Consider the following 17,481-nt stretch of genomic DNA (forward strand, 5'->3'; position numbering starts at 1 on the left):
CAGGAGGCTTGCCTTTGCTGAGTCCGTTTATTTCAGCCACGTCCAACCCGTTTGAGGTGCACCTTTCATGAGTGCGTCGCCTACTCCCGTCAACAGTCAAATTCGCATGAATCCGCCGGTGTTCTACTTCGCGGCGAGCTTTATCCTGATCTTCGGCCTGGTGGTCATCACCCTGCCGCAACAGGCCGGCGCCTGGCTCCTGGCAGCGCAAAACTGGGCGGCCAACACGGTCGGCTGGTACTACATGCTGGCGATGACCCTGTATCTGGTCTTCGTGGTGGTCACCGCCTTGTCCGGCTACGGCAAGATCAAGCTCGGTGCCGACCACGACGAACCCGAATTCAGTTACCTGTCCTGGGCCGGCATGCTGTTCGCCGCCGGGATCAGCATCACCCTGTTCTTCTTCTGCGTCTCCGAACCCCTGACCCACATGCTGCAACCGCCCCAGGGCGAGGCCGGCACCGCCGACGCCGCGCGCCAGGCCATGCAGTTGCTGTTCCTGCACTGGGGCCTGCACGGCTGGGGCGTGTTCGCCTTTGTCGGCATGGCCCTGGCGTACTTCGCCTACCGGCATAACCTGCCGCTGGCCCTGCGTTCGGCGCTGTACCCGCTGATCGGCAAGCGCATCAACGGCCCCATCGGCTATGCGGTGGATGGCTTCGGCATCATCGCCACGGTGTTCGGCCTGGGCGCCGACATGGGCTTTGGCGTGCTGCACCTCAACTCCGGGCTGGATTACCTGTTCGGCATCGCTCATACCCAGTGGATCCAGGTCGGCCTGATCACCCTGATGATGGGCGCGGCGATCCTGGTCGCGGTGGCCGGGGTCGACAAGGGCGTGCGGGTGATGTCCGACATCAACATGCTGTTGGCGGTGGCGCTGCTGCTGTTCGTGTTGTTCGCCGGGCCGACCCAGCACCTGCTCAACACCTTGATCCAGAACATCGGCGACTACCTCGGCGCGCTGCCGACCAAGAGTTTCGACGTCTACGCCTACGACAAACCCAGCGACTGGCTGGGTGGCTGGACGGTGTTCTACTGGGCCTGGTGGATTGCATGGTCGCCATTCGTGGGCTTGTTCATCGCACGGATTTCACGTGGCCGCACCATCCGTGAGTTCGTCTTCGGCGTGCTGCTGATTCCCCTGGGTTTCACCCTGGCCTGGATGTCGATCTTCGGCAACAGCGCCATCGACCAGGTGCTCAACCACGGCATGAGCGCCCTGGGCATGAGCGCGCTCGACAACCCGTCGATGACCCTCTACCTGCTGCTGGAAACCTACCCCTGGGGCAAGACCGTGATCGCGGTCACGGTGTTTATCAGCTTTGTGTTCTTCGTCACCTCGGCCGACTCCGGCACCGTGGTGCTCTCGACCCTGTCGGCCAAGGGCGGCAGTGCCGATGAAGACGGGCCGAAGTGGCTGCGGGTGTTCTGGGGCGCGATGACCGCGCTGGTGACCAGCGCGCTGTTGTTCGCCGGCAGCATCGATTCGCTCAAGTCAGCGGTGGTGCTGACCTCGTTGCCGTTCTCGCTGATTCTGTTGTTGATGATGTGGGGGCTGCACAAGGCCTTCTACCTCGAATCGCAGAAGCGCATCGCCCAGTTGCATTCCCTGGCACCGGTGGCGGCCTCGTCGCGTCGGGGCAAGGGTGGCTGGCGCCAGCGCCTGAGCCAGGCGGTGCACTTTCCATCGCGTGACGAGGTGTACCGCTTCCTCGACCAGACGGTGCGCCCGGCGATCGAAGAGGTGAGTGCGGTGTTCGTCGAGAAGGGCCTGAATGTGGTGACCCAGCCCGACCCGGCCAACGACAACGTCAGCCTCGAAATCGGCCACGGCGACCAGCATCCGTTCATCTACCAGGTGCAGATGCGCGGCTACTTCACGCCGTCCTTTGCCCGTGGCGGCATGGGCCCGAAAGAGCTGCGCAACCGCCGCTATTACCGGGCCGAGGTGCACCTGAGCGAGGGCAGCCAGGATTACGACCTGATGGGCTACACCAAAGAGCAGATCATCAACGACATCCTCGACCAGTACGAACGCCATATGCAGTTCCTGCACCTGGTGCGTTGATCGGGAGCGCCGTGGCGGGGGCACAGGCTCCCCGGCACGGCTTCAGGGCCGGGTCGACAGCAGATACAGGGCCAAGGCCACCACCGGCACCACGAACACCAGGCTGCCGACCACCAGTTCCGAGCGCAGGGGCTGGTTGGCGGTGACCACACCCACCGCCCCGTTGATCACCGTCAGCGCCAGCCACAGGCCGACGAAGCCGTAGGTCAGGGCCTGGCGGTTGATACCGATCTTGTTGCCGATAAACAGCATCAGCGCCAGCAGAAGCAGGCCGAAGGTGATGACGATGGTGGTGTGCATGATGGATACCGCCCTATGGGAAAACCGGCTGGCCAGTGACAGGGCGGCCGTGGCGCACCCTTCAACGAGCATAGGCCCCAGCGCCGCGCTCGACCTCAAACCAGCCCGCCGTTGGTGCGCAAAATCTGCCCGTTCACCCAATCCGCCGCCGGGCTCACCAGGAAGGCAATGACCTGGGCGATGTCTTCCGGCTGACCGAGGCGTTCCAGAGGCGGCATCTTGGCGAAGGCCTGAATCTGCTCCTCGCTCTTGCCCTGCAGGAACAGCTCGGTCGCCACCGGCCCCGGCGCCACGGCGTTGACCGTGATGTTGCGCCCGCGCAGTTCCTTGGCGAACACCTGGGTCAGGGATTCCACCGCGGCCTTGCTGGCGATGTACACCGCATAGCCCGGCAGGTTGAGACCGACCGTGCTGCTGGAAAAATTGACGATGCGGCCGCCGTCATTCAGGCGCGTGGCGGCTTCGCGCAGGGTATTGAAAGTGCCCCGGGTGTTGATGGCGAAGGTCTGCTCGAACAGCTCGTCGCTGTGTTGCGCCAGGGGCAGGACCTTGAGGATGCCGGCGTTGTTGATCAGTACATCGACCTTGCCCAGCTTGGCTTCCGTCTCATCGAACAGCCGACGCACGTCCTCGCCATTGGCCACGTCGGCCTTGATCGCGATGGCCTGGTGCCCGGCCTGGCGCAGCTCCACCACCAGCCTTGAGGCTTCGTCGGCGCTGTTGGCGTAATTGATCGCGACGGCCAAACCCTGGCTCGCCAACTGCCGGGCGATCACCGCGCCGATACCGCGGGAGGCGCCGGTGACGATGGCTACTTTGCGTTGTTCAGTGGTCATGGTTCAGGTTCCTGTGGCTCAAGGTGGATGTGGGTGTGGCAGCAGATTCACATGGTTGCCCGGATCGATAAATGCAGCGAAGTTGCCTTGACTGTTCAATAATCGCCAACAATCGAAGCTCTGGAGGTGCTGATGGATCAGGTCAAGGCGATGAAGGTTTTTGTGCGCATCTACGAGCGCAGCAGTTTCACTCTAGCCGCCGCGGACCTGAACCTGCCGCGGGCGACCCTGACCCACACCCTCAACCAGTTCGAGGCCTGGCTCGGGACGCGGTTGCTGGAACGCAGCACGCGCCGGGTGCGCCCGACCCTGGATGGTGAGGCCTACTACCGGCGTTGCGTGCAGTTGCTGGCGGAGCTGGAGGAGGCCGAACTGGCGTTTCGCGAGGTGGCGCCCAAGGGGCTGCTGCGGGTCGATCTGCACGGGACCCTGGCCAAGTACTTTGTGATTCCGGCGTTGCCGCAATTCATGGCGCGTTATCCGCAGATCCAGCTATCGCTCAGCGAATCCGATCGTTTTGTCGACCTGATCGCCGAAGGCGTGGACTGCGTGCTGCGGGCGGGCACCCTCGGGGATTCGGCGCTGATCGGCCGGCGGGTCGCCAACTTGCGCCAGGTGACCTGTGCCAGCCCCGATTACCTGCGGCGCTTTGGCGAGCCCGAGCGCCTTGCCGATCTGAGCCACCATCGCGCGGTGAACTACGTATCGCGCACCACGGCCAAGCTGTTCCCGTTCGAATTCATGGTGGCGGGCCAACGGCAGGAAGTGGCCATCGACGGTGCGCTTTCAGTATTCGGCGCCGAGGTCTACAAGGCGTCGGCGGTGGCCGGCCTGGGCATCATCCAGTGCCCGCATTACGGCGTCGCGCAGCAGATGGCCCAGGGCCTGTTGCAGGAAATCCTGGTCGAGACCCCACCGCCGCCGATGCCGGTGTCAGTGCTCTACCCGCACAATCGCCATATGTCGCCCAGGGTCCGGGTGTTTGTCGACTGGCTGGCGCAGGTGTTTGCCCAGGCGGATTGAACGGACGCCCGCCCCGGCAAAATTTGATTGCTTGATGTGTATAGTGTGTATTAGTCTCTGGCTGTTGGTTAGAGTGCCTGTTCGATGGGTATCGAAGGGCAGGGATATGCGCAGTCGCGACATGATCAGGATGATCGAGGCCAATGGTTGGTATCGGGTTGCAATCAAGGGCAGTCACCATCAGTACCGGCATCCGTACAGGCCGGAGCGGGTGACGGTTCCGCTTCCTGATTCGGATCTGCCCAGGGGCACGATCAACAGCATATTGAGACAGGCGGGCTTGAGATGAGCTGCGACCTGCAAGAGGAGCCCAACGTCATGAAATTCCCAGTCGTACTGCACAAGGACGCCGACTCCGAATACGGCGTGACAGTCCCGGATGTGCCGGGTTGTTTTTCTGCCGGGAAAACCGTGTCCCTGGCGTTCGAGAACATCAAGGAGGCCCTGTCCCTGCACTACGAGGGGTTGGTGGCCGATGGCGAGCCGCTGCCCCAGGTGCATGAAATTGACGACCACCTGCACAACCCCGACTACGCGGGCGGCGTATGGGGCGTGGTGGAGTTTGATGTGGCGCCCTATTTCGGCAAGTCGGTGCGCTTCAACGCCACCTTGCCCGAGCAACTGCTGGAGCGCATCGACCAGACCGTAAAGCGCGACCAGCGCTACCGCTCGCGCTCGGGCTTCCTCGCCGCCGCCGCCCTGCGCGAGCTCGCCCTGTAGCCGCCGTACCCGCTGCCGAGCGCGCGAGGCTGCGCTGGCCCTCCAGATCGCCGTTCAAGTGTCAGGTGTACAACCGGCATCCGAACGCCCCCCGAGCCTGCGGCAGCACCCACAGCCCAGCAGAAGTCAGGTGCTTTCGCGCTCGATCACTTGGCACTGCAACAGGTTCAGGCGTTGTACTTCGTCTGCCACCGGCAACACGCCCAGGCTCTGCAGGACGCGGGTGGCGGCGAGTACGCCGATCTCCAGGGCGGGTGGCTTGATGGTGCTCAGGCTGGGCAGCAGCATCTCGGCGAAAGGGTAGTCGCCAAAGCCCAGTACCGCGCAATCGGCGGGGATCTGCAGGCCGGCCCGTTGCGCAGCCAGCGAGCCGCCGGCGGCCAGGTTGTCGTTGGCGAAAATGATTGCGTCAGGTCGCGGGCTGGCCTGCATCAGCGCGTGCATCGCCTGTTTGCCGGCCTCGAACGGCGCGCGGTCGGCGTCCGGGGTAAAGATCCAGGGTTCCAGCCCTAACCCGCGCAGTGTGGCGGCGTAACCCTCGCTGCGCTCCAGGGCGCTGAGGTCGCCGGGCGCGCTGTTGAGCACGAAAGCGACGCGTCGATAGCCTTTTCCGTGCAGGTAGTTCGCCGCGCTGACCCCGACCTGATGATGGGAAAATCCGATCTGCACCGGCGCCCGATCCGGCTGGTAATCCCAGGTTTCGATCAGCGGGATATCGGCCTCGGCGAGCATCTTCTCCGTGCCCGGGCTATGAAAGTGGCTGGTCAGCACCAGCGCCGCCGGTGACCAGCCGAGAAAGGCCCGCACGGCGCTTTCTTCCTGGGCCACGTCGAAATAACTGGAGGCCAGCAGCAGTTGATAGCCATGGCGGCTGAGGGTGTCGCTGAAGCCCTGGATGGTGCTGGCAAAGATTGGCCCGGAGATGTTCGGGATCACCATGGCCACGATCCTGCCCCGCGCCGAGGCCAGGCCGCCGGCCACCAGATTGGGCACATAGCCCAGTTCCGCCACCACCTGGGCGATGCGTTCGCGAAGCTCGGCGGACACGCTCTCGGGCTGGTTGAAGTAGCGCGATACGGTGATGGCCGAGACCTCGGCCTGCCTGGCCACGGTGTTCAGGGTCACCCGTCCGGCGCCGCGGCGTTTGCGGCCTGGAGTGTTCTCGGTGGTCAAGGGCGTGATCCTTTATTCAAACCAAAAAGCATATAAAAGTAATTTTTCAGTATTGGACGGTCTATGACCGTCTTGCAGATACTGCCGATGTTAGCGCTAACAAGGCGTCGTGTCTGCTACTCGCTCGAGCGAATGCCCAAGACAGATATTCAGGCGCTGCCGGCGTAGATCGGCAGCGGTTCAGGGCATTTTTCCAGCAGGCAGACCATGCATAACATTCTTGGGGATCAGCAAAAACTGGCGCAATCGATTCGCGCCGCCACACCGCGCCGGCCGCACCTGGGCTGGTTGCTGGCAGGGCTGGCCGCACTGCCGCTGCCGGGGGCATATGCCGCTGACCCCGCGACCGCTGTCGCAGAGCAGGAGCCGACCCTGAAGTCGGTGACCGTCACCGCCACCCGCCGCGAAGAGTCGCTGCAAAAAGTGCCGGTTGCAGTCTCGGTGGTGGATGGCGAACAGCTCGAGCGGGACAACCGCAATGGCGTGGCGAGCATCGTGCAGCAGGTGCCGTCGCTGAACTTCCGCACTGGCGCCTCGAACAAGGACACCTCGCTGTTCATTCGTGGCGTGGGCACCATTTCCACGTCGCCGGGCGTCGAGCCGACCGTGGCCACTGTGATCGACGGCGTGGTCTACGCCCGTCCGGGCCAGGCCACCCTCGACCTGCTGGACCTGGAGCGCATCGAAGTCCTGCGCGGGCCCCAAGGCACCCTGTTCGGCAAGAACGCGTCGGCCGGGGTGCTGAACATCGTGACCAAGGCGCCCACCGCCGATACCCACGGCTATATCGACCAGGCCTATTACAGCGGCAATGAAAGCCGCACCCGCTTCGGCATCGGCGGCAGCCTGATTCCCGATACGCTCAAGGGCTCGCTGACCACCTTGTTTGGCAGCTACGACGGTAACGTCGACAACCAGCACAACGGTCAGGAGGTCAACGGCTACAATCGCAAAGGCGTGCGCGGCAAGCTGGAATTCACCCCCAGTGACGACCTCAAGCTGACCCTGGCCGCCGACTACATGCAGTCCCATGACGACGCGCCCAATGGCGTGGTGAGCAAGGCGCTGACGCCGGCTTTTGCCGGTGCCCTGAACCCGGTGCGGGCCAGCAGTGACAACCGCGATATCAACACCGACACTCGCAGCCATGTTGAAGACATCAACAAGGGCCTGTCGGCCCAGCTCGACTGGAACCTGGGCGATTACACCCTGACCTCAATCACCGCCTGGCGCGGTTGGAACAACACCCAGTACCAGGATGGCGACCGCTTGGGCACCGTCACCGCAGCCTTCCCCGGCACCGCCGACAAGGGCGACCTGGACTTCAACCAGTACTCGCAAGAGCTGCGCCTGGCTTCACCCAAGGGGCAGTTCCTGGAGTACGTCGGCGGCGTGTTCTACATGCATGTCAAGGATGAAGAAACCTACCAGCGCACCCTGACCACGACCACCAGCGTCAACCGCGGCATTGCCGACTACAGCACCCGCAGCGACAGCTACTCGGCGTTCGGCGAGACCACCCTGAACTTCACCTCCAGCCTGCGGGGCATCGCCGGCCTGCGCTGGACCCATGACCAGCTGGAATACGAGCACCGCCGCAGTTCCACCTCGGCGGTGCAGGTCAGCGGCATCCAGCCGGCCACCAGCAGCTCCGGCTCGGTGGATGAAGACGGCTGGTCCGGGCGCCTGGGTCTGCAATACGACCTGAGCGACACGGTGACCACTTACCTGACCTATTCCCGTGGCTACAAGGGCCCGGCCTACAACGTGTTCTTCAATATGCAGCCGCGTGACACCGATGCGCTGAAGCCGGAAACCTCCAATACCTGGGAGGTCGGGATCAAGGCCACCAGCTGGAACAACCGCCTGACCACCAACCTTGCGGTGTTCCACAGCGCCTACGACAACTATCAGGCCAACTTCTTCGACACCGTGGCCGGGCAAGTCGTGACGCGCCTGATCAACGCCGGCAGCGTCAGCACTGAGGGGGTCGAGCTGGACTACGCGTTGCAGGCCACCCAGCAACTGAAGCTGTCCGGGGCCCTGGCCTACACCCGGGCGCGCATCGATGAGTTCGCCTGCCCCGCGGGTGCGGCGGCCTCGTGCAACGTCAATGGCAAGCCGCTGCCCTTCAGCCCGGACTGGAAAAGCTACGTGCGTGCCGATTACACCATCCCGCTGGATAACGGCCTGGATATCGAATTGGGCACCGACTACAGCTGGCAAAGCGAGGTGCAGTACGACATCAGCCAGAACGTCGACACCAAACAGGGCGCCTACGGCATCTGGAACGCCAGCGTGGCCCTGGCCGACTACAGCAACGGCTGGCGCGTGGCCCTCTTGGGTAAGAACCTGGCCGACAAGTCCTATTCGCCCTTGCTGGCCAGCGGCGGCAGCTACATTTACCGCGCTGTACCACGGGATGACGAGCGTTACTTCGGTGTACAGCTGCGCAAGGATTTCTAAGGAGCGGCCGGCTTGGCTCGGGAGTGCGTCCTGCTCTCGGGCCCTGGCTGCTGCGCCCCGTTATGCGTGAATCAAGGAGTGCTGCATGACCCAACCTGCTCGCCAACTCAAGCTGGGTGCGTTTTTGATGGCTACAGGCCATCACGTGGCTGCCTGGCGCCACCCGTACGTACCGGCAGACGCCGGACTGGACTTTGCCGCGTACAAGCAGCTGGCGCAGATTGCCGAGAGCGCGTTGTTTGACGCGCTGTTCGTGGCCGATAGCATCGCCGCGCCAACAGGCGCCATCGCCAGTCGTATGGCGCGTTCAGACCACTTCGAGCCCCTGACCCTGCTCTCTGCCTTGAGCGCTGTGACCCAGCATATAGGGCTTATTGCCACGGCTTCGACCAGTTATAACGATCCGTACCACGTAGCACGTAAGTACGCATCATTGGATCATTTGTCGGGTGGCCGGGCCGGTTGGAACCTGGTGACTTCCGATAATGCCGCCGAAGCGCAGAACTTCGGCCGCGACCAGCACATCGGTCACGCTGAGCGCTACAGCCGGGCCCGGGAGTTTCATCAGGTGGTCACCGGGCTATGGGACAGTTGGCAGGATGATGCCTTTGTCCGCGACAAGGCCAGCGGCCAGTACTACGACCCGGCCAAGCTGCATGTGCTGAACCACCGGGGCGAGCACTTTCGGGTCCAGGGGCCGCTGAACGTGGCGCGCCCGCCCCAGGGCTACCCGGTGATTGTCCAGGCCGGCTCGTCGCCCATCGGCCGCGAGCTGGCGGCGCAGACCGCCGAAGTGGTGTTCACCGCGCAAAGCTCCCTGGCCAGTGCCCAGGCGTTCTATGCCGACCTCAAGGGGCGCCTGGCGCAGTACGGGCGCAGCCCTGAATCACTGAAGATCATGCCGGGAGTGTTTGTGGTGGTAGGGCAAAGCGAGAGCGAGGCCCGGGACAAGTTCGAGTCGTTCCAGGCACTGGTCGAGCCTGAGGTGGGCGTGGCTTTGCTCGGGCGGATGCTGGGTAACTTCGACCTGTCGCATTACCCGCTGGATGGCCCGTTGCCTGAGTTGCCGTTGACCGAAAGCGGCCAGCAGAGCCGGCAGAAACTGCTCACCGATCTGGCTGGGAAGGACAACCTGACCCTGGCCGAACTGGGGCGAAAAATCGCCGGCGGCCGGGGTCATTACAGCCTGATCGGCACCCCGTCGCAGATTGCCGACGAGCTGCAAGCCTGGTTCGAAGAGGGCGCCGCCGATGGCTTCAACGTGCTGGTGCCGCACCTGCCGGGAGGGTTGCAGGACTTTGCCGAGGGCGTGGTCCCGGAACTGCAACGCCGTGGCCTGTTCAGAACAGAATACGAAGGCCGCACGCTGCGGGAGAACCTGGGGCTGGCGCGGCCAAACAATCAGTTTCAGCCTCAATGACGCCGGGGTCGCCGCAAGGCGGCGACCCCGGTAAATCCAAGTTTCAGCAACACCCAAACGAGAGAGGATTCGATGACTTACCTGGCTGCCGAAAACCGCTACGACTCCATTCCTTACCGCCGCGTCGGCCGCAGCGGGCTGGTGCTGCCGGCACTGTCCCTGGGCCTGTGGCACAACTTCGGCGACAGCACGCCGATCGACACCCAGCGCGCGCTGCTGCGCACAGCCTTTGACCTTGGCATCAACCATTTCGATCTGGCCAACAACTACGGCCCGCCCTACGGCAGCGCCGAAATCAACTTCGGCCGCCTGCTGCGTGAAGACTTCAAGCAGTATCGCGACGAGCTGATCATTTCCAGCAAGGCCGGCTGGGACATGTGGCCGGGCCCTTACGGCCAGGGCGGCGGTTCGCGCAAATACGTGCTGGCCAGCCTCGACCAGAGCCTGCAGCGCCTCGGGCTGGACTACGTGGATATCTTCTATTCACACCGCTTCGACCCGGACACCCCGCTGGAAGAAACCGCCAGCGCCCTGGCCACGGCGGTGCAGCAGGGCAAGGCCCTGTACATCGGCATCTCCTCGTATTCCGGGGTCAAGACCCGCGAGATCGCGGCCCTGCTCAAGGAGTGGAAAGTGCCGCTGCTGATCCACCAGCCGGCCTACAACCTGCTCAACCGCTGGGTGGAAAAAGACCTGCTGGACACCACCGAGGAACTGGGTGCAGGCGTGATTGCGTTCACCCCGCTGGCCCAGGGGCTGTTGACCGACAAGTACCTCAACGGCATCCCCGAAGATGCACGGGTCAACCGCCCGGGGGGTGGCTCGTTGCAGGCGGCTCATCTGTCAGAGGCCAATATCACCCACGTCCGCGCCTTGAATGAAATTGCCAAGCGCCGTGGCCAAAGCCTGGCGCAACTGGCCCTGGCCTGGACCCTGCGCGACCCGCGGGTGACCTCGGCGCTGATCGGCGCGAGCCGCCCGGAGCAGATCATCGAAAACGTCGGGGCGTTGCAGAACCTGAACTTCAGCGCTGAAGAACTGGCGGAAATTGATCGCTTTGCCCTGGAAGGCGGGATCAACCTCTGGGAAAAACCGTCGACCGCCGAATAGTCCTCGATGGGGCTGGCGCCGGCCCGGCGGGTCGGCGTTCAGTGCTGCGGCGGGAGGCTAAATCTCCAGCGGCCGCCAGGGATTGATCAGGTCCACGCCCGACTCTTCGAAATCCCTGATATTGCGTGTGGCCAGGGCGGCGTCGTGGGTGCGGCAGATCGCTGCGATCTGCGCGTCGGCCATGCTCATGGGGCGTCCGGCTTGACCTCGGGTGGTCATCAGGTGGGCGTAGTACAAGGCTGCGGGGGTATCGAAGGGCAGTATCCGTTCGCCAAAATCCTCTTCGAACATGATCATGGCCGACTCGTGGAGGTCCCGTTGACGCTGGCCCTTGGGCAGGTGCGCCACGCCGTGGAGAATCTCGGCCATGGTGATCGAACTTATGCACAGGTCATCGGTGCGTTGCGTGCTTATCCACAGGACAACCGTCGGTTCGGGCTTGGGTCGCATCAGCTCCGAGAGCACGTTGGTATCGAGCAGGATCATTGGCCAAGATCCACCAACCGTCCCGGCTCCTTGCGTTCAGGCAGATCAAGCTCGACCCCGCCAAGACCCGCAAAGCGCGAGCGGATCCGGCTGGCCAGGTCTTGATCGTTCGAGGGTTTTGTCAGCGCCCTGCGCAAAATCAACCGCGCCTCTTCCTCCATGGAATGGCCGTTATGTGCGGCCTCGATGCGCAGGCGCTCTTTGATCTGATCGTCCAGGTTGCGGATGGTGAGGCTGGCCATGGGCGTGCTCCGAATGCAATCAATGAAATCATTGCGAGCATAATCGTTTTTTTCGCAGAGGACGGGCCGTTGGTCGTACCGGCGGTGGTGGCCGTCCTAGAACGGCACATCCCCGACAATGGTCGCGCGCTGCATCACCCGGCGTTGTGGGCGGTAGTCGTCGACGGCGTAGTGCTGGGTCACGCGGTTGTCCCAGAACGCCACGTCGTTTTTCTGCCAGCGCCAGCGGATGGTGAATTCCGGGCGGGTGGCGTGGGCGAACAGCAGTTTCAGAATGGCTTCGCTTTCGGTCTCCGACAGCTCGTTGATCCGGGTGGTGAAGCCTTCGTTGACGAACAGCGACTTGCGCCCGCTGACCGGGTGGGTGCGGATCACCGGATGGGACAGGGGCGGGTTGTTGCGCCGGGTCTGTTCCCAGCGCGCCAGGTCTTCGGGGGTATTGCCGAAGCGCTCCAGGGGAAAGGACTTGGTGAAGTCGTGGGTCGCGGTCAGGCCCTGCAGCAGCCCTTTGAGCGGTGCCGACAGGGCCTCATAGGCAGCGATGCCGCTGGCCCACAGGGTGTCGCCGCCAAACTCCGGCAGCAGCTTGGCGCTGAGCACGGCGCCCAGGGCCGGGGTCGGCAGGAAGGTGACGTCGGTGTGCCAGATGGCGTTGTCGCGCACGTCGGTTTCGGCGGTGTCGAGGATCAGCACCTCGGGTTGCTCCGGCACATTGGGGTAGATCGGGTGAATGTGCAGATCGCCAAAATTCGCTGCGAACCGCGCCTGCTGCTGCGGGGTGATCGGCTGGTCGCGCAAGAACAGCACCTGGTGCTTGAGCAGCGCCTGCTCGATGGCATCGCGCTGTTCCACATTCAGCGGCTGGCTGAGATCGACGCCACTGATCTGGGCGCCGAGGGCGGAGCTTAAGGGGGTGATGGTCAGGCTCATGGTCATTCTCGAAGTCGGCGCCGAAGGAGTGGCGTGGTCAGATAGCGTGTCATTGCCGGTCTACGGACCCGTAATCGCTGTCGATAGGCTGCGCTGGCCCTGGAGAACGCCCTGTGTACACCTGACACACTCACGGTGTTCTTGGGGGGCAGCGCAGCCTGTGGCAGCGGCTACAGGGGTTCAGTGGGACTGGCCGTGCCAGGGCACGAGTTTGCGTTGCAGGGCGCGCAGGCCCATTTCCATGCTGAAGGCGATCAGGGCGATAACCAGGATCCCCAGCACCACCACGTCGGTGACCAGGAACTGCGCTGCGGACTGCACCATGAATCCCAGGCCGCTGGTGGCGGCGATCAATTCGGCGGCGACCAGGGTCGACCAGCCCACACCCAGGCCAATCCGCACCCCGGTGAGGATATCCGGCAGGGCGCTGGGCAAAATCACATGGCGAATCAGCTGTGCCCGGGTCGCACCCAGGGACTGCGCCGCGCGCAGTTTGGCCGGATCCACGGTGCGCACGCCGGTGGCGGTGGCGATGGCAATCGGGGCGAAGATCGCCAGATAGATCAGCAGCACCTTGGACAACTCGCCAATGCCGCACCAGATCACGATCAGCGGCAGGTAGGCCAGGGGTGGAATCGGCCGGTAGAACTCGATCAGCGGGTCGAGCACGCCACGGGCGATGCGGTTGGCGCCGATGGCGATGCCCACCGGAATCGCCGTCAGCACGGCAAAGCCCAGGGCCAGGCCGATGCGTTGCAGGCTCGCCGCCAGGTGCTGCCACAGGGTGGAATCCATATAGCCGCTGGTTGCCAGCAGCCAGCCTTTTTGCAGCACGGCAGCAGGCGGCGGCAGGAACAGGGGCTCGATCCAGCCGCTGGCGGTCACTGCCCACCACAGGGCGAGCAGGGTGACCAGGGTCAGCAGGCTGATCCAGCGCGTACTCAGGTTGCGGCGCACGGGGATCACCGCGGTGGGCTGGGCAGGGGCGGTCGCGGTGGCGGGAATCTGGTAGCTGCTCATGCGCGCTCCTGGCGCTCGGCGGCGCCGCGTTGGGAAAACACTCTGGACAGCACGTGTTCGCGGGTTTCGATAAAACGCGGATCAGACTTGATGGCCCGCGCCGATTCACCGGCCGCGTAGCGCTGGCCGAAGTCCAGGCTCAGGCGCTCGACGATCTGCCCCGGATTGGGCGCCAGCAGAATCAGATCGGTGGCGAGAAATACCGCCTCTTCGATGTCATGGGTAATCAGGAATGTGGGCTTGGCGGTGCGCTGCCAGACTTGCAGCAGCAGCTCCTGCATCTGTTCGCGGGTAAAGGCATCGAGGGCGCCGAAGGGTTCGTCCATCAGCAGTACCCGTGGGTCGGCCGCCAGGGCGCGGGCCAGGCCGACGCGTTGTTTCTGGCCGCCGGAAAGCTGCCAGATACGCCGCGTGTCAAACCCGGCCAGGTCCACCAGGGCAAGCATTTCCCGGGCGCGGGTTTCGCGCTTGTCGCGGGCGATGCCGGCCAGCTCCAGGCCGAAGCCGACGTTGGCCAGCACGTCCTGCCAGGGCAGCAGGGCATCGTCCTGGAACACCACGCCGCGCTCGGCGCTCGGCCCCTTGATGGGCACGCCATCGAGGGTGATGCGCCCGGCACTGGGCTCGACGAACCCGGCAATCAGGTTCAGCAGCGAGGTCTTGCCGCTGCCCGAGGGGCCCAGGGCGACCAGCAGTTGCTGTGGCCCAAGGCTCAGGGAAATATCCGCCAGCACCGGCTCGGCCGCGCCGGGGTACTGTGCGCTGATGCGCTCCAGTTGTAGCAAGGCCATGACGGCTATCTCCTCTCCCGACGGGTTTCAGTTAGTGATGAACTTGGCGCTGACAAAGGGCGCGTAATCCGGCAGCACGGCTTCAACCTTGCCTTGCTCCTTGAGGAACACCGCGGTGTCGGTGATGGCCTTGGTGGTCGGTGCGCCCAGGCTGATGACCTGATCGGCGGCCAGTGGGTAGACGTTGCCTTGCAGCAGCAGCGGAATGTCGCTGGCCTTGGCGCCGGAGAGTTTCACCAGCTTGTCGACATTGCTCTGATTGGCCAGCCAGGCTTGTGGATCTTTACGGTAATCGGCGTAGGCATCCAGGGTGACTTTGGCGAAAGCCGTGACGATTTCCGGGTGCTTCTCGGCAAAATCCTTACGCACGATCCAGGCATCGAAGGTCGGAGCGCCGAATTTGGCCAGTTCGCCAGAGGTGATCAGCACCTTGCCGTTTTCCTTGGCCACGCCCAGTGCCGGATCCCAGACATAAGTCGCGTCGATGTCGCCGCGTTTCCAGGCCGCGATGATCGCCGGGGGGGCCAGGTTGAGAATCTGTACTTTCGAAGGGTCGATGTTCCAGTGCTTGAGCGCTGCCAGCAGGCTGTAGTGCCCGGTGGAGACGAAGGGCACGGCGATTTTCTTGCCGATCAGGTCCTGCGGGCCTTTGATCCCCGAACCTTCGCGAGCCACCAGGGCTTCGGCCGCGCCGATCTGGGTGGCGATCAGGAAGGTCTGTACCGGCACCTTGCGGGTGATTGCCGCGGTCAGGGGGCTGGAACCGAGGTAGCCGATCTGCACGTCGCCGGAGGCGATGGCGGCAATGATGTCGGCGCCGTTATCGAATTTGCGCCAGTCGATCTTGGCTTGGGTGGCTTTCTCATAAGCGCCGTCGGCCTGGGCGACTTTGGCCGGGTCGACGGTGGTCTGGTAGGCAACGGTAACGTCGGCCGCCTGGGCGAACAGACTCGCAGCCGCCAGGGAAGCGGCCGCCAGGAGGCGAAGGGGGAAATGCAGTTTCATGGAGGTGCTCCTCATAGGCGGCCGGTGATCGGCGTGGGAGGAGACTAAATGATCTAAGAATGCAGAAATAAATAACTTATTTGCATTAGCTTATGAGGGGAAGTACGCGGACCTGGCCCGGAGGCTGTTGTGGCGAGGGAGCAAGCTCCCTCGCCACGGTTTCAGTTGCTGATAGCCAGGATGCTGGCCTGGTAGGAACCCACGAACACATCGAAATCACCGACTTCGTTCTGCTCCAGCTCAGCCTGTTGCGCCAGGGATTTGCGCGCCGCTTCTTCGAACGCGGCCTGTTCTTCCTTGCCCAGCCCCGGGCTGCGGAAGAACTCGGCGTGGGCCTGGCTCTGGCGCAGGGAGAACTGGGTAAAGCTCTCCTTGCGTTCCTGCATGGCCGCCAGCACTTGGGCCGATGGGGTCAGGGACGAATCCTTGACCTTGGCCAGTTGCGCATCCAGGGCCTTGCTGTGGGCGTCGCCGCCATGGCTCTGGTCGAGCAGGGCGGCCAGTGGCGCGATCTGCTCCAGCAACTGGGCTGCCCATTCCTTCATGTCCACGGCCTGGCCCTTGCGCTGCAATTGCAGGCCCGGGCGCCGGCCTTCCTTGACCACGCTGAGGAAGTTCGAGGTGGCATTGCCGCACTCGTTGTTCTCGAACAGCGGGCTGTCGCTCAGGGCGCAGTACAGGAGGAAGGCGTCGAGGAAGCGGGCTTCCTGCAGGTCGATGCCCATGGGCAGGAACGGGTTGATATCCAGGCAGCGCACTTCAACGTACTGGATGCCACGGGCCATCAGCGCCTGGATCGGCCGCTCGCCGGTGTAGGTCACGCGCTTGGGGCGGATGTTGGAGTAGTACTCGTTTTCGATCTGCAGGATGTTGGTATTGAGCTGTACCCACTCGCCATCCTTGTGGGTGCCGACTGCCACATAGGGTGCGTAAGGCGTGGCCACGGCCTCGCGCAGGCTGTCGGTGTAGCTGGCCAGATCGTTGTAGCAGGGCGTCAGGCCGGCCTGGGCATTGCTCTGGTAACCCAGGTCGCTCATGCGCAGGCTGGTGGCGTAGGGCAGGTACAGGGTGTCCGGGTCCAGCTGTTCGAGCTGGTGCGAGCGCCCGCGCAGGAAGCCCGCGTCCAGCGCCGGCGAGGCGCCGAACAGGTACATCAGCAGCCAGCTGTAGCGGCGGAAGTTGCGGATCAGCGCGATATAGGCAGTGGACTGGTAGTCGCGATCGGTACCGACAAAACCTTCGGCTTCCTTGAGCAGCGGCCAGAGCTTTTCCGGCAGCGAGAAGTTGTAGTGGATCCCGGCAATGCATTGCATGGTCTTGCCGTAGCGCAGGGCCAGGCCCTTGCGATACACGTACTTGAGCTGGCCGATGTTGGAGGTGCCGTAGTAGGCGATCGGAATATCTTCCTCGGCCGGCAACGGGCACGGCATCGATGGACTCCACAGGTACTCGTTGCCGAGCTTGCTGTAGGCGAAGCGGTGAATCTTGTCGAGGCTGCTGAGGGTGTCTGCCGGATCAGGCAGCGCGGGAGTGATGAACTCCAGCAGCGACTCGGAATAGTCGGTGGTGATCTGTTCGTTGGTCAGCGCGGAACCCAGTTCCTCCGGGTGCGGAGTCTGTGCCAGGCGGCCTTCGCCGGTCACACGCAGGCATTCACGTTCGATGCCGTGCAGGCACTGCTCGAGCAGGGATAGGTTAGCGCGCTCGCCGAGCAGAGCCAGGCGGCGGTTGAGAAGTTCGCTCAAGTTGGATTCCTTCACGCGTCAGTCGCCCCAATATGGGGGTGGGCAGGACGGTCTACAAGGGTGAAGTTAAAACTGGCGTTTTCGCCTTGTTCGTAAGCCCATGGGCTCATCTGGAAACGCCAACACTCCATCCTTGAATCTGG

General features: G+C 63.7%; 17 protein-coding genes. 7 read left to right on the forward strand and 10 right to left on the reverse strand.

The window, feature by feature from the left end:
* The first annotated feature begins 106 nt into the window (after positions 1-106).
* A complete protein-coding gene (gene betT / locus MF4836_RS04040) occupies positions 107-2,071 on the forward strand; it encodes a choline transporter BetT (protein ID WP_020299791.1) in 1,965 nt (654 codons plus the stop codon).
* A gap of 42 nt (positions 2,072-2,113) precedes the next feature.
* Here betT and MF4836_RS04045 read toward each other — a convergent pair whose 3' ends face one another.
* Together MF4836_RS04045 and MF4836_RS04050 are read right to left on the reverse strand one after the other, a co-directional pair.
* Positions 2,114-2,371 (reverse strand): hypothetical protein, encoded by a 258-nt coding sequence (locus tag MF4836_RS04045; RefSeq protein ID WP_078469266.1) that lies wholly within the window; start codon positions 2,369-2,371, stop codon positions 2,114-2,116.
* Between the two features lie 95 nt (positions 2,372-2,466).
* The gene (locus MF4836_RS04050) at positions 2,467-3,207 is read right to left on the reverse strand and encodes an SDR family oxidoreductase (RefSeq protein ID WP_078469267.1); all 741 of its coding nucleotides are present in this window, start codon (positions 3,205-3,207) and stop codon (positions 2,467-2,469) included.
* A gap of 132 nt (positions 3,208-3,339) precedes the next feature.
* Here MF4836_RS04050 and MF4836_RS04055 point away from each other — a divergent pair, with 132 nt between their 5' ends.
* The 3 genes from MF4836_RS04055 (at position 3,340) to MF4836_RS04065 (ending at position 4,950) form a co-directional block, all read left to right on the forward strand.
* The gene (locus MF4836_RS04055; protein WP_078469268.1) at positions 3,340-4,230 is read left to right on the forward strand and encodes a LysR family transcriptional regulator; all 891 of its coding nucleotides are present in this window, start codon (positions 3,340-3,342) and stop codon (positions 4,228-4,230) included.
* 106 nt (positions 4,231-4,336) lie between these two features.
* A complete protein-coding gene (locus MF4836_RS04060; protein WP_078469269.1) occupies positions 4,337-4,519 on the forward strand; it encodes a type II toxin-antitoxin system HicA family toxin in 183 nt (60 codons plus the stop codon).
* 29 nt (positions 4,520-4,548) lie between these two features.
* Complete coding sequence (locus tag MF4836_RS04065) at positions 4,549-4,950, forward strand: type II toxin-antitoxin system HicB family antitoxin (protein ID WP_043230523.1); 402 nt, start codon at positions 4,549-4,551, stop codon at positions 4,948-4,950.
* A gap of 126 nt (positions 4,951-5,076) precedes the next feature.
* Here MF4836_RS04065 and MF4836_RS04070 read toward each other — a convergent pair whose 3' ends face one another.
* A complete protein-coding gene (locus MF4836_RS04070; protein WP_078469270.1) occupies positions 5,077-6,123 on the reverse strand; it encodes a LacI family DNA-binding transcriptional regulator in 1,047 nt (348 codons plus the stop codon).
* Between the two features lie 207 nt (positions 6,124-6,330).
* Here MF4836_RS04070 and MF4836_RS04075 point away from each other — a divergent pair, with 207 nt between their 5' ends.
* The 3 genes from MF4836_RS04075 to mgrA all read left to right on the forward strand — a co-directional run bounded on the left by MF4836_RS04075 (position 6,331) and on the right by mgrA (position 11,119).
* Positions 6,331-8,589 carry a TonB-dependent receptor gene (locus MF4836_RS04075; RefSeq protein WP_078469271.1) on the forward strand — a complete coding sequence of 753 codons (2,259 nt, stop codon included), beginning with the start codon at positions 6,331-6,333 and terminating at the stop codon, positions 8,587-8,589.
* Between the two features lie 85 nt (positions 8,590-8,674).
* Entirely contained in the window at positions 8,675-10,009 is a 1,335-nt protein-coding gene (locus tag MF4836_RS04080; RefSeq protein ID WP_078469272.1) for an LLM class flavin-dependent oxidoreductase, read from the forward strand.
* 72 nt (positions 10,010-10,081) lie between these two features.
* Positions 10,082-11,119 (forward strand): L-glyceraldehyde 3-phosphate reductase, encoded by a 1,038-nt coding sequence (mgrA, locus tag MF4836_RS04085; RefSeq protein WP_078469273.1) that lies wholly within the window; start codon positions 10,082-10,084, stop codon positions 11,117-11,119.
* Positions 11,120-11,176: 57 nt separating this feature from the next.
* On the opposite strand, the gene MF4836_RS04090 is transcribed toward mgrA, so the two are convergent.
* The 7 genes from MF4836_RS04090 to gshA form a co-directional block, all read right to left on the reverse strand.
* The gene (locus MF4836_RS04090; protein WP_078469274.1) at positions 11,177-11,605 is read right to left on the reverse strand and encodes a type II toxin-antitoxin system VapC family toxin; all 429 of its coding nucleotides are present in this window, start codon (positions 11,603-11,605) and stop codon (positions 11,177-11,179) included.
* The gene (locus tag MF4836_RS04095; RefSeq protein ID WP_078469275.1) at positions 11,602-11,847 is read right to left on the reverse strand and encodes a FitA-like ribbon-helix-helix domain-containing protein; all 246 of its coding nucleotides are present in this window, start codon (positions 11,845-11,847) and stop codon (positions 11,602-11,604) included. The genes MF4836_RS04090 and MF4836_RS04095 overlap by 4 nt, the downstream gene beginning before the upstream one ends.
* 96 nt (positions 11,848-11,943) lie before the next feature.
* Positions 11,944-12,777, reverse strand: coding sequence for a taurine dioxygenase (gene tauD / locus MF4836_RS04100; RefSeq protein ID WP_020299803.1), 834 nt, complete (start codon positions 12,775-12,777; stop codon positions 11,944-11,946).
* A gap of 180 nt (positions 12,778-12,957) precedes the next feature.
* A complete protein-coding gene (tauC, locus tag MF4836_RS04105; protein ID WP_078469276.1) occupies positions 12,958-13,797 on the reverse strand; it encodes a taurine ABC transporter permease TauC in 840 nt (279 codons plus the stop codon).
* Positions 13,794-14,588 carry a taurine ABC transporter ATP-binding subunit gene (gene tauB, locus MF4836_RS04110; RefSeq protein WP_078469277.1) on the reverse strand — a complete coding sequence of 265 codons (795 nt, stop codon included), beginning with the start codon at positions 14,586-14,588 and terminating at the stop codon, positions 13,794-13,796. The genes tauC and tauB overlap by 4 nt, the downstream gene beginning before the upstream one ends.
* A gap of 27 nt (positions 14,589-14,615) precedes the next feature.
* The gene (gene tauA, locus MF4836_RS04115; protein WP_078469278.1) at positions 14,616-15,593 is read right to left on the reverse strand and encodes a taurine ABC transporter substrate-binding protein; all 978 of its coding nucleotides are present in this window, start codon (positions 15,591-15,593) and stop codon (positions 14,616-14,618) included.
* Positions 15,594-15,754: 161 nt separating this feature from the next.
* Entirely contained in the window at positions 15,755-17,338 is a 1,584-nt protein-coding gene (gshA, locus tag MF4836_RS04120; protein ID WP_078469279.1) for a glutamate--cysteine ligase, read from the reverse strand.
* Positions 17,339-17,481: the final 143 nt, after the last annotated feature.

The sequence above is a fragment of the Pseudomonas sp. MF4836 genome, from assembly GCF_002018875.1.
GTDB lineage: Bacteria > Pseudomonadota > Gammaproteobacteria > Pseudomonadales > Pseudomonadaceae > Aquipseudomonas.

Bases quoted from the DNA above. Each gene is read 5' to 3' on its own strand.
- betT (WP_020299791.1), top strand. From the start codon at position 107: ATGAATCCGCCGGTGTTCTACTTCGCGGCGAGCTTTATCCTGATCTTC.
- MF4836_RS04045 (WP_078469266.1), bottom strand. From the start codon at position 2,371: ATGCACACCACCATCGTCATCACCTTCGGCCTGCTTCTGCTGGCGCTG.
- MF4836_RS04050 (WP_078469267.1), bottom strand. From the start codon at position 3,207: ATGACCACTGAACAACGCAAAGTAGCCATCGTCACCGGCGCCTCCCGC.
- MF4836_RS04055 (WP_078469268.1), top strand. From the start codon at position 3,340: ATGGATCAGGTCAAGGCGATGAAGGTTTTTGTGCGCATCTACGAGCGC.
- MF4836_RS04060 (WP_078469269.1), top strand. From the start codon at position 4,337: ATGCGCAGTCGCGACATGATCAGGATGATCGAGGCCAATGGTTGGTAT.
- MF4836_RS04065 (WP_043230523.1), top strand. From the start codon at position 4,549: ATGAAATTCCCAGTCGTACTGCACAAGGACGCCGACTCCGAATACGGC.
- MF4836_RS04075 (WP_078469271.1), top strand. From the start codon at position 6,331: ATGCATAACATTCTTGGGGATCAGCAAAAACTGGCGCAATCGATTCGC.
- MF4836_RS04080 (WP_078469272.1), top strand. From the start codon at position 8,675: ATGACCCAACCTGCTCGCCAACTCAAGCTGGGTGCGTTTTTGATGGCT.
- mgrA (WP_078469273.1), top strand. From the start codon at position 10,082: ATGACTTACCTGGCTGCCGAAAACCGCTACGACTCCATTCCTTACCGC.
- MF4836_RS04090 (WP_078469274.1), bottom strand. From the start codon at position 11,605: ATGATCCTGCTCGATACCAACGTGCTCTCGGAGCTGATGCGACCCAAG.
- MF4836_RS04095 (WP_078469275.1), bottom strand. From the start codon at position 11,847: ATGGCCAGCCTCACCATCCGCAACCTGGACGATCAGATCAAAGAGCGC.
- tauD (WP_020299803.1), bottom strand. From the start codon at position 12,777: ATGAGCCTGACCATCACCCCCTTAAGCTCCGCCCTCGGCGCCCAGATC.
- tauC (WP_078469276.1), bottom strand. From the start codon at position 13,797: ATGAGCAGCTACCAGATTCCCGCCACCGCGACCGCCCCTGCCCAGCCC.
- tauB (WP_078469277.1), bottom strand. From the start codon at position 14,588: ATGGCCTTGCTACAACTGGAGCGCATCAGCGCACAGTACCCCGGCGCG.
- tauA (WP_078469278.1), bottom strand. From the start codon at position 15,593: ATGAAACTGCATTTCCCCCTTCGCCTCCTGGCGGCCGCTTCCCTGGCG.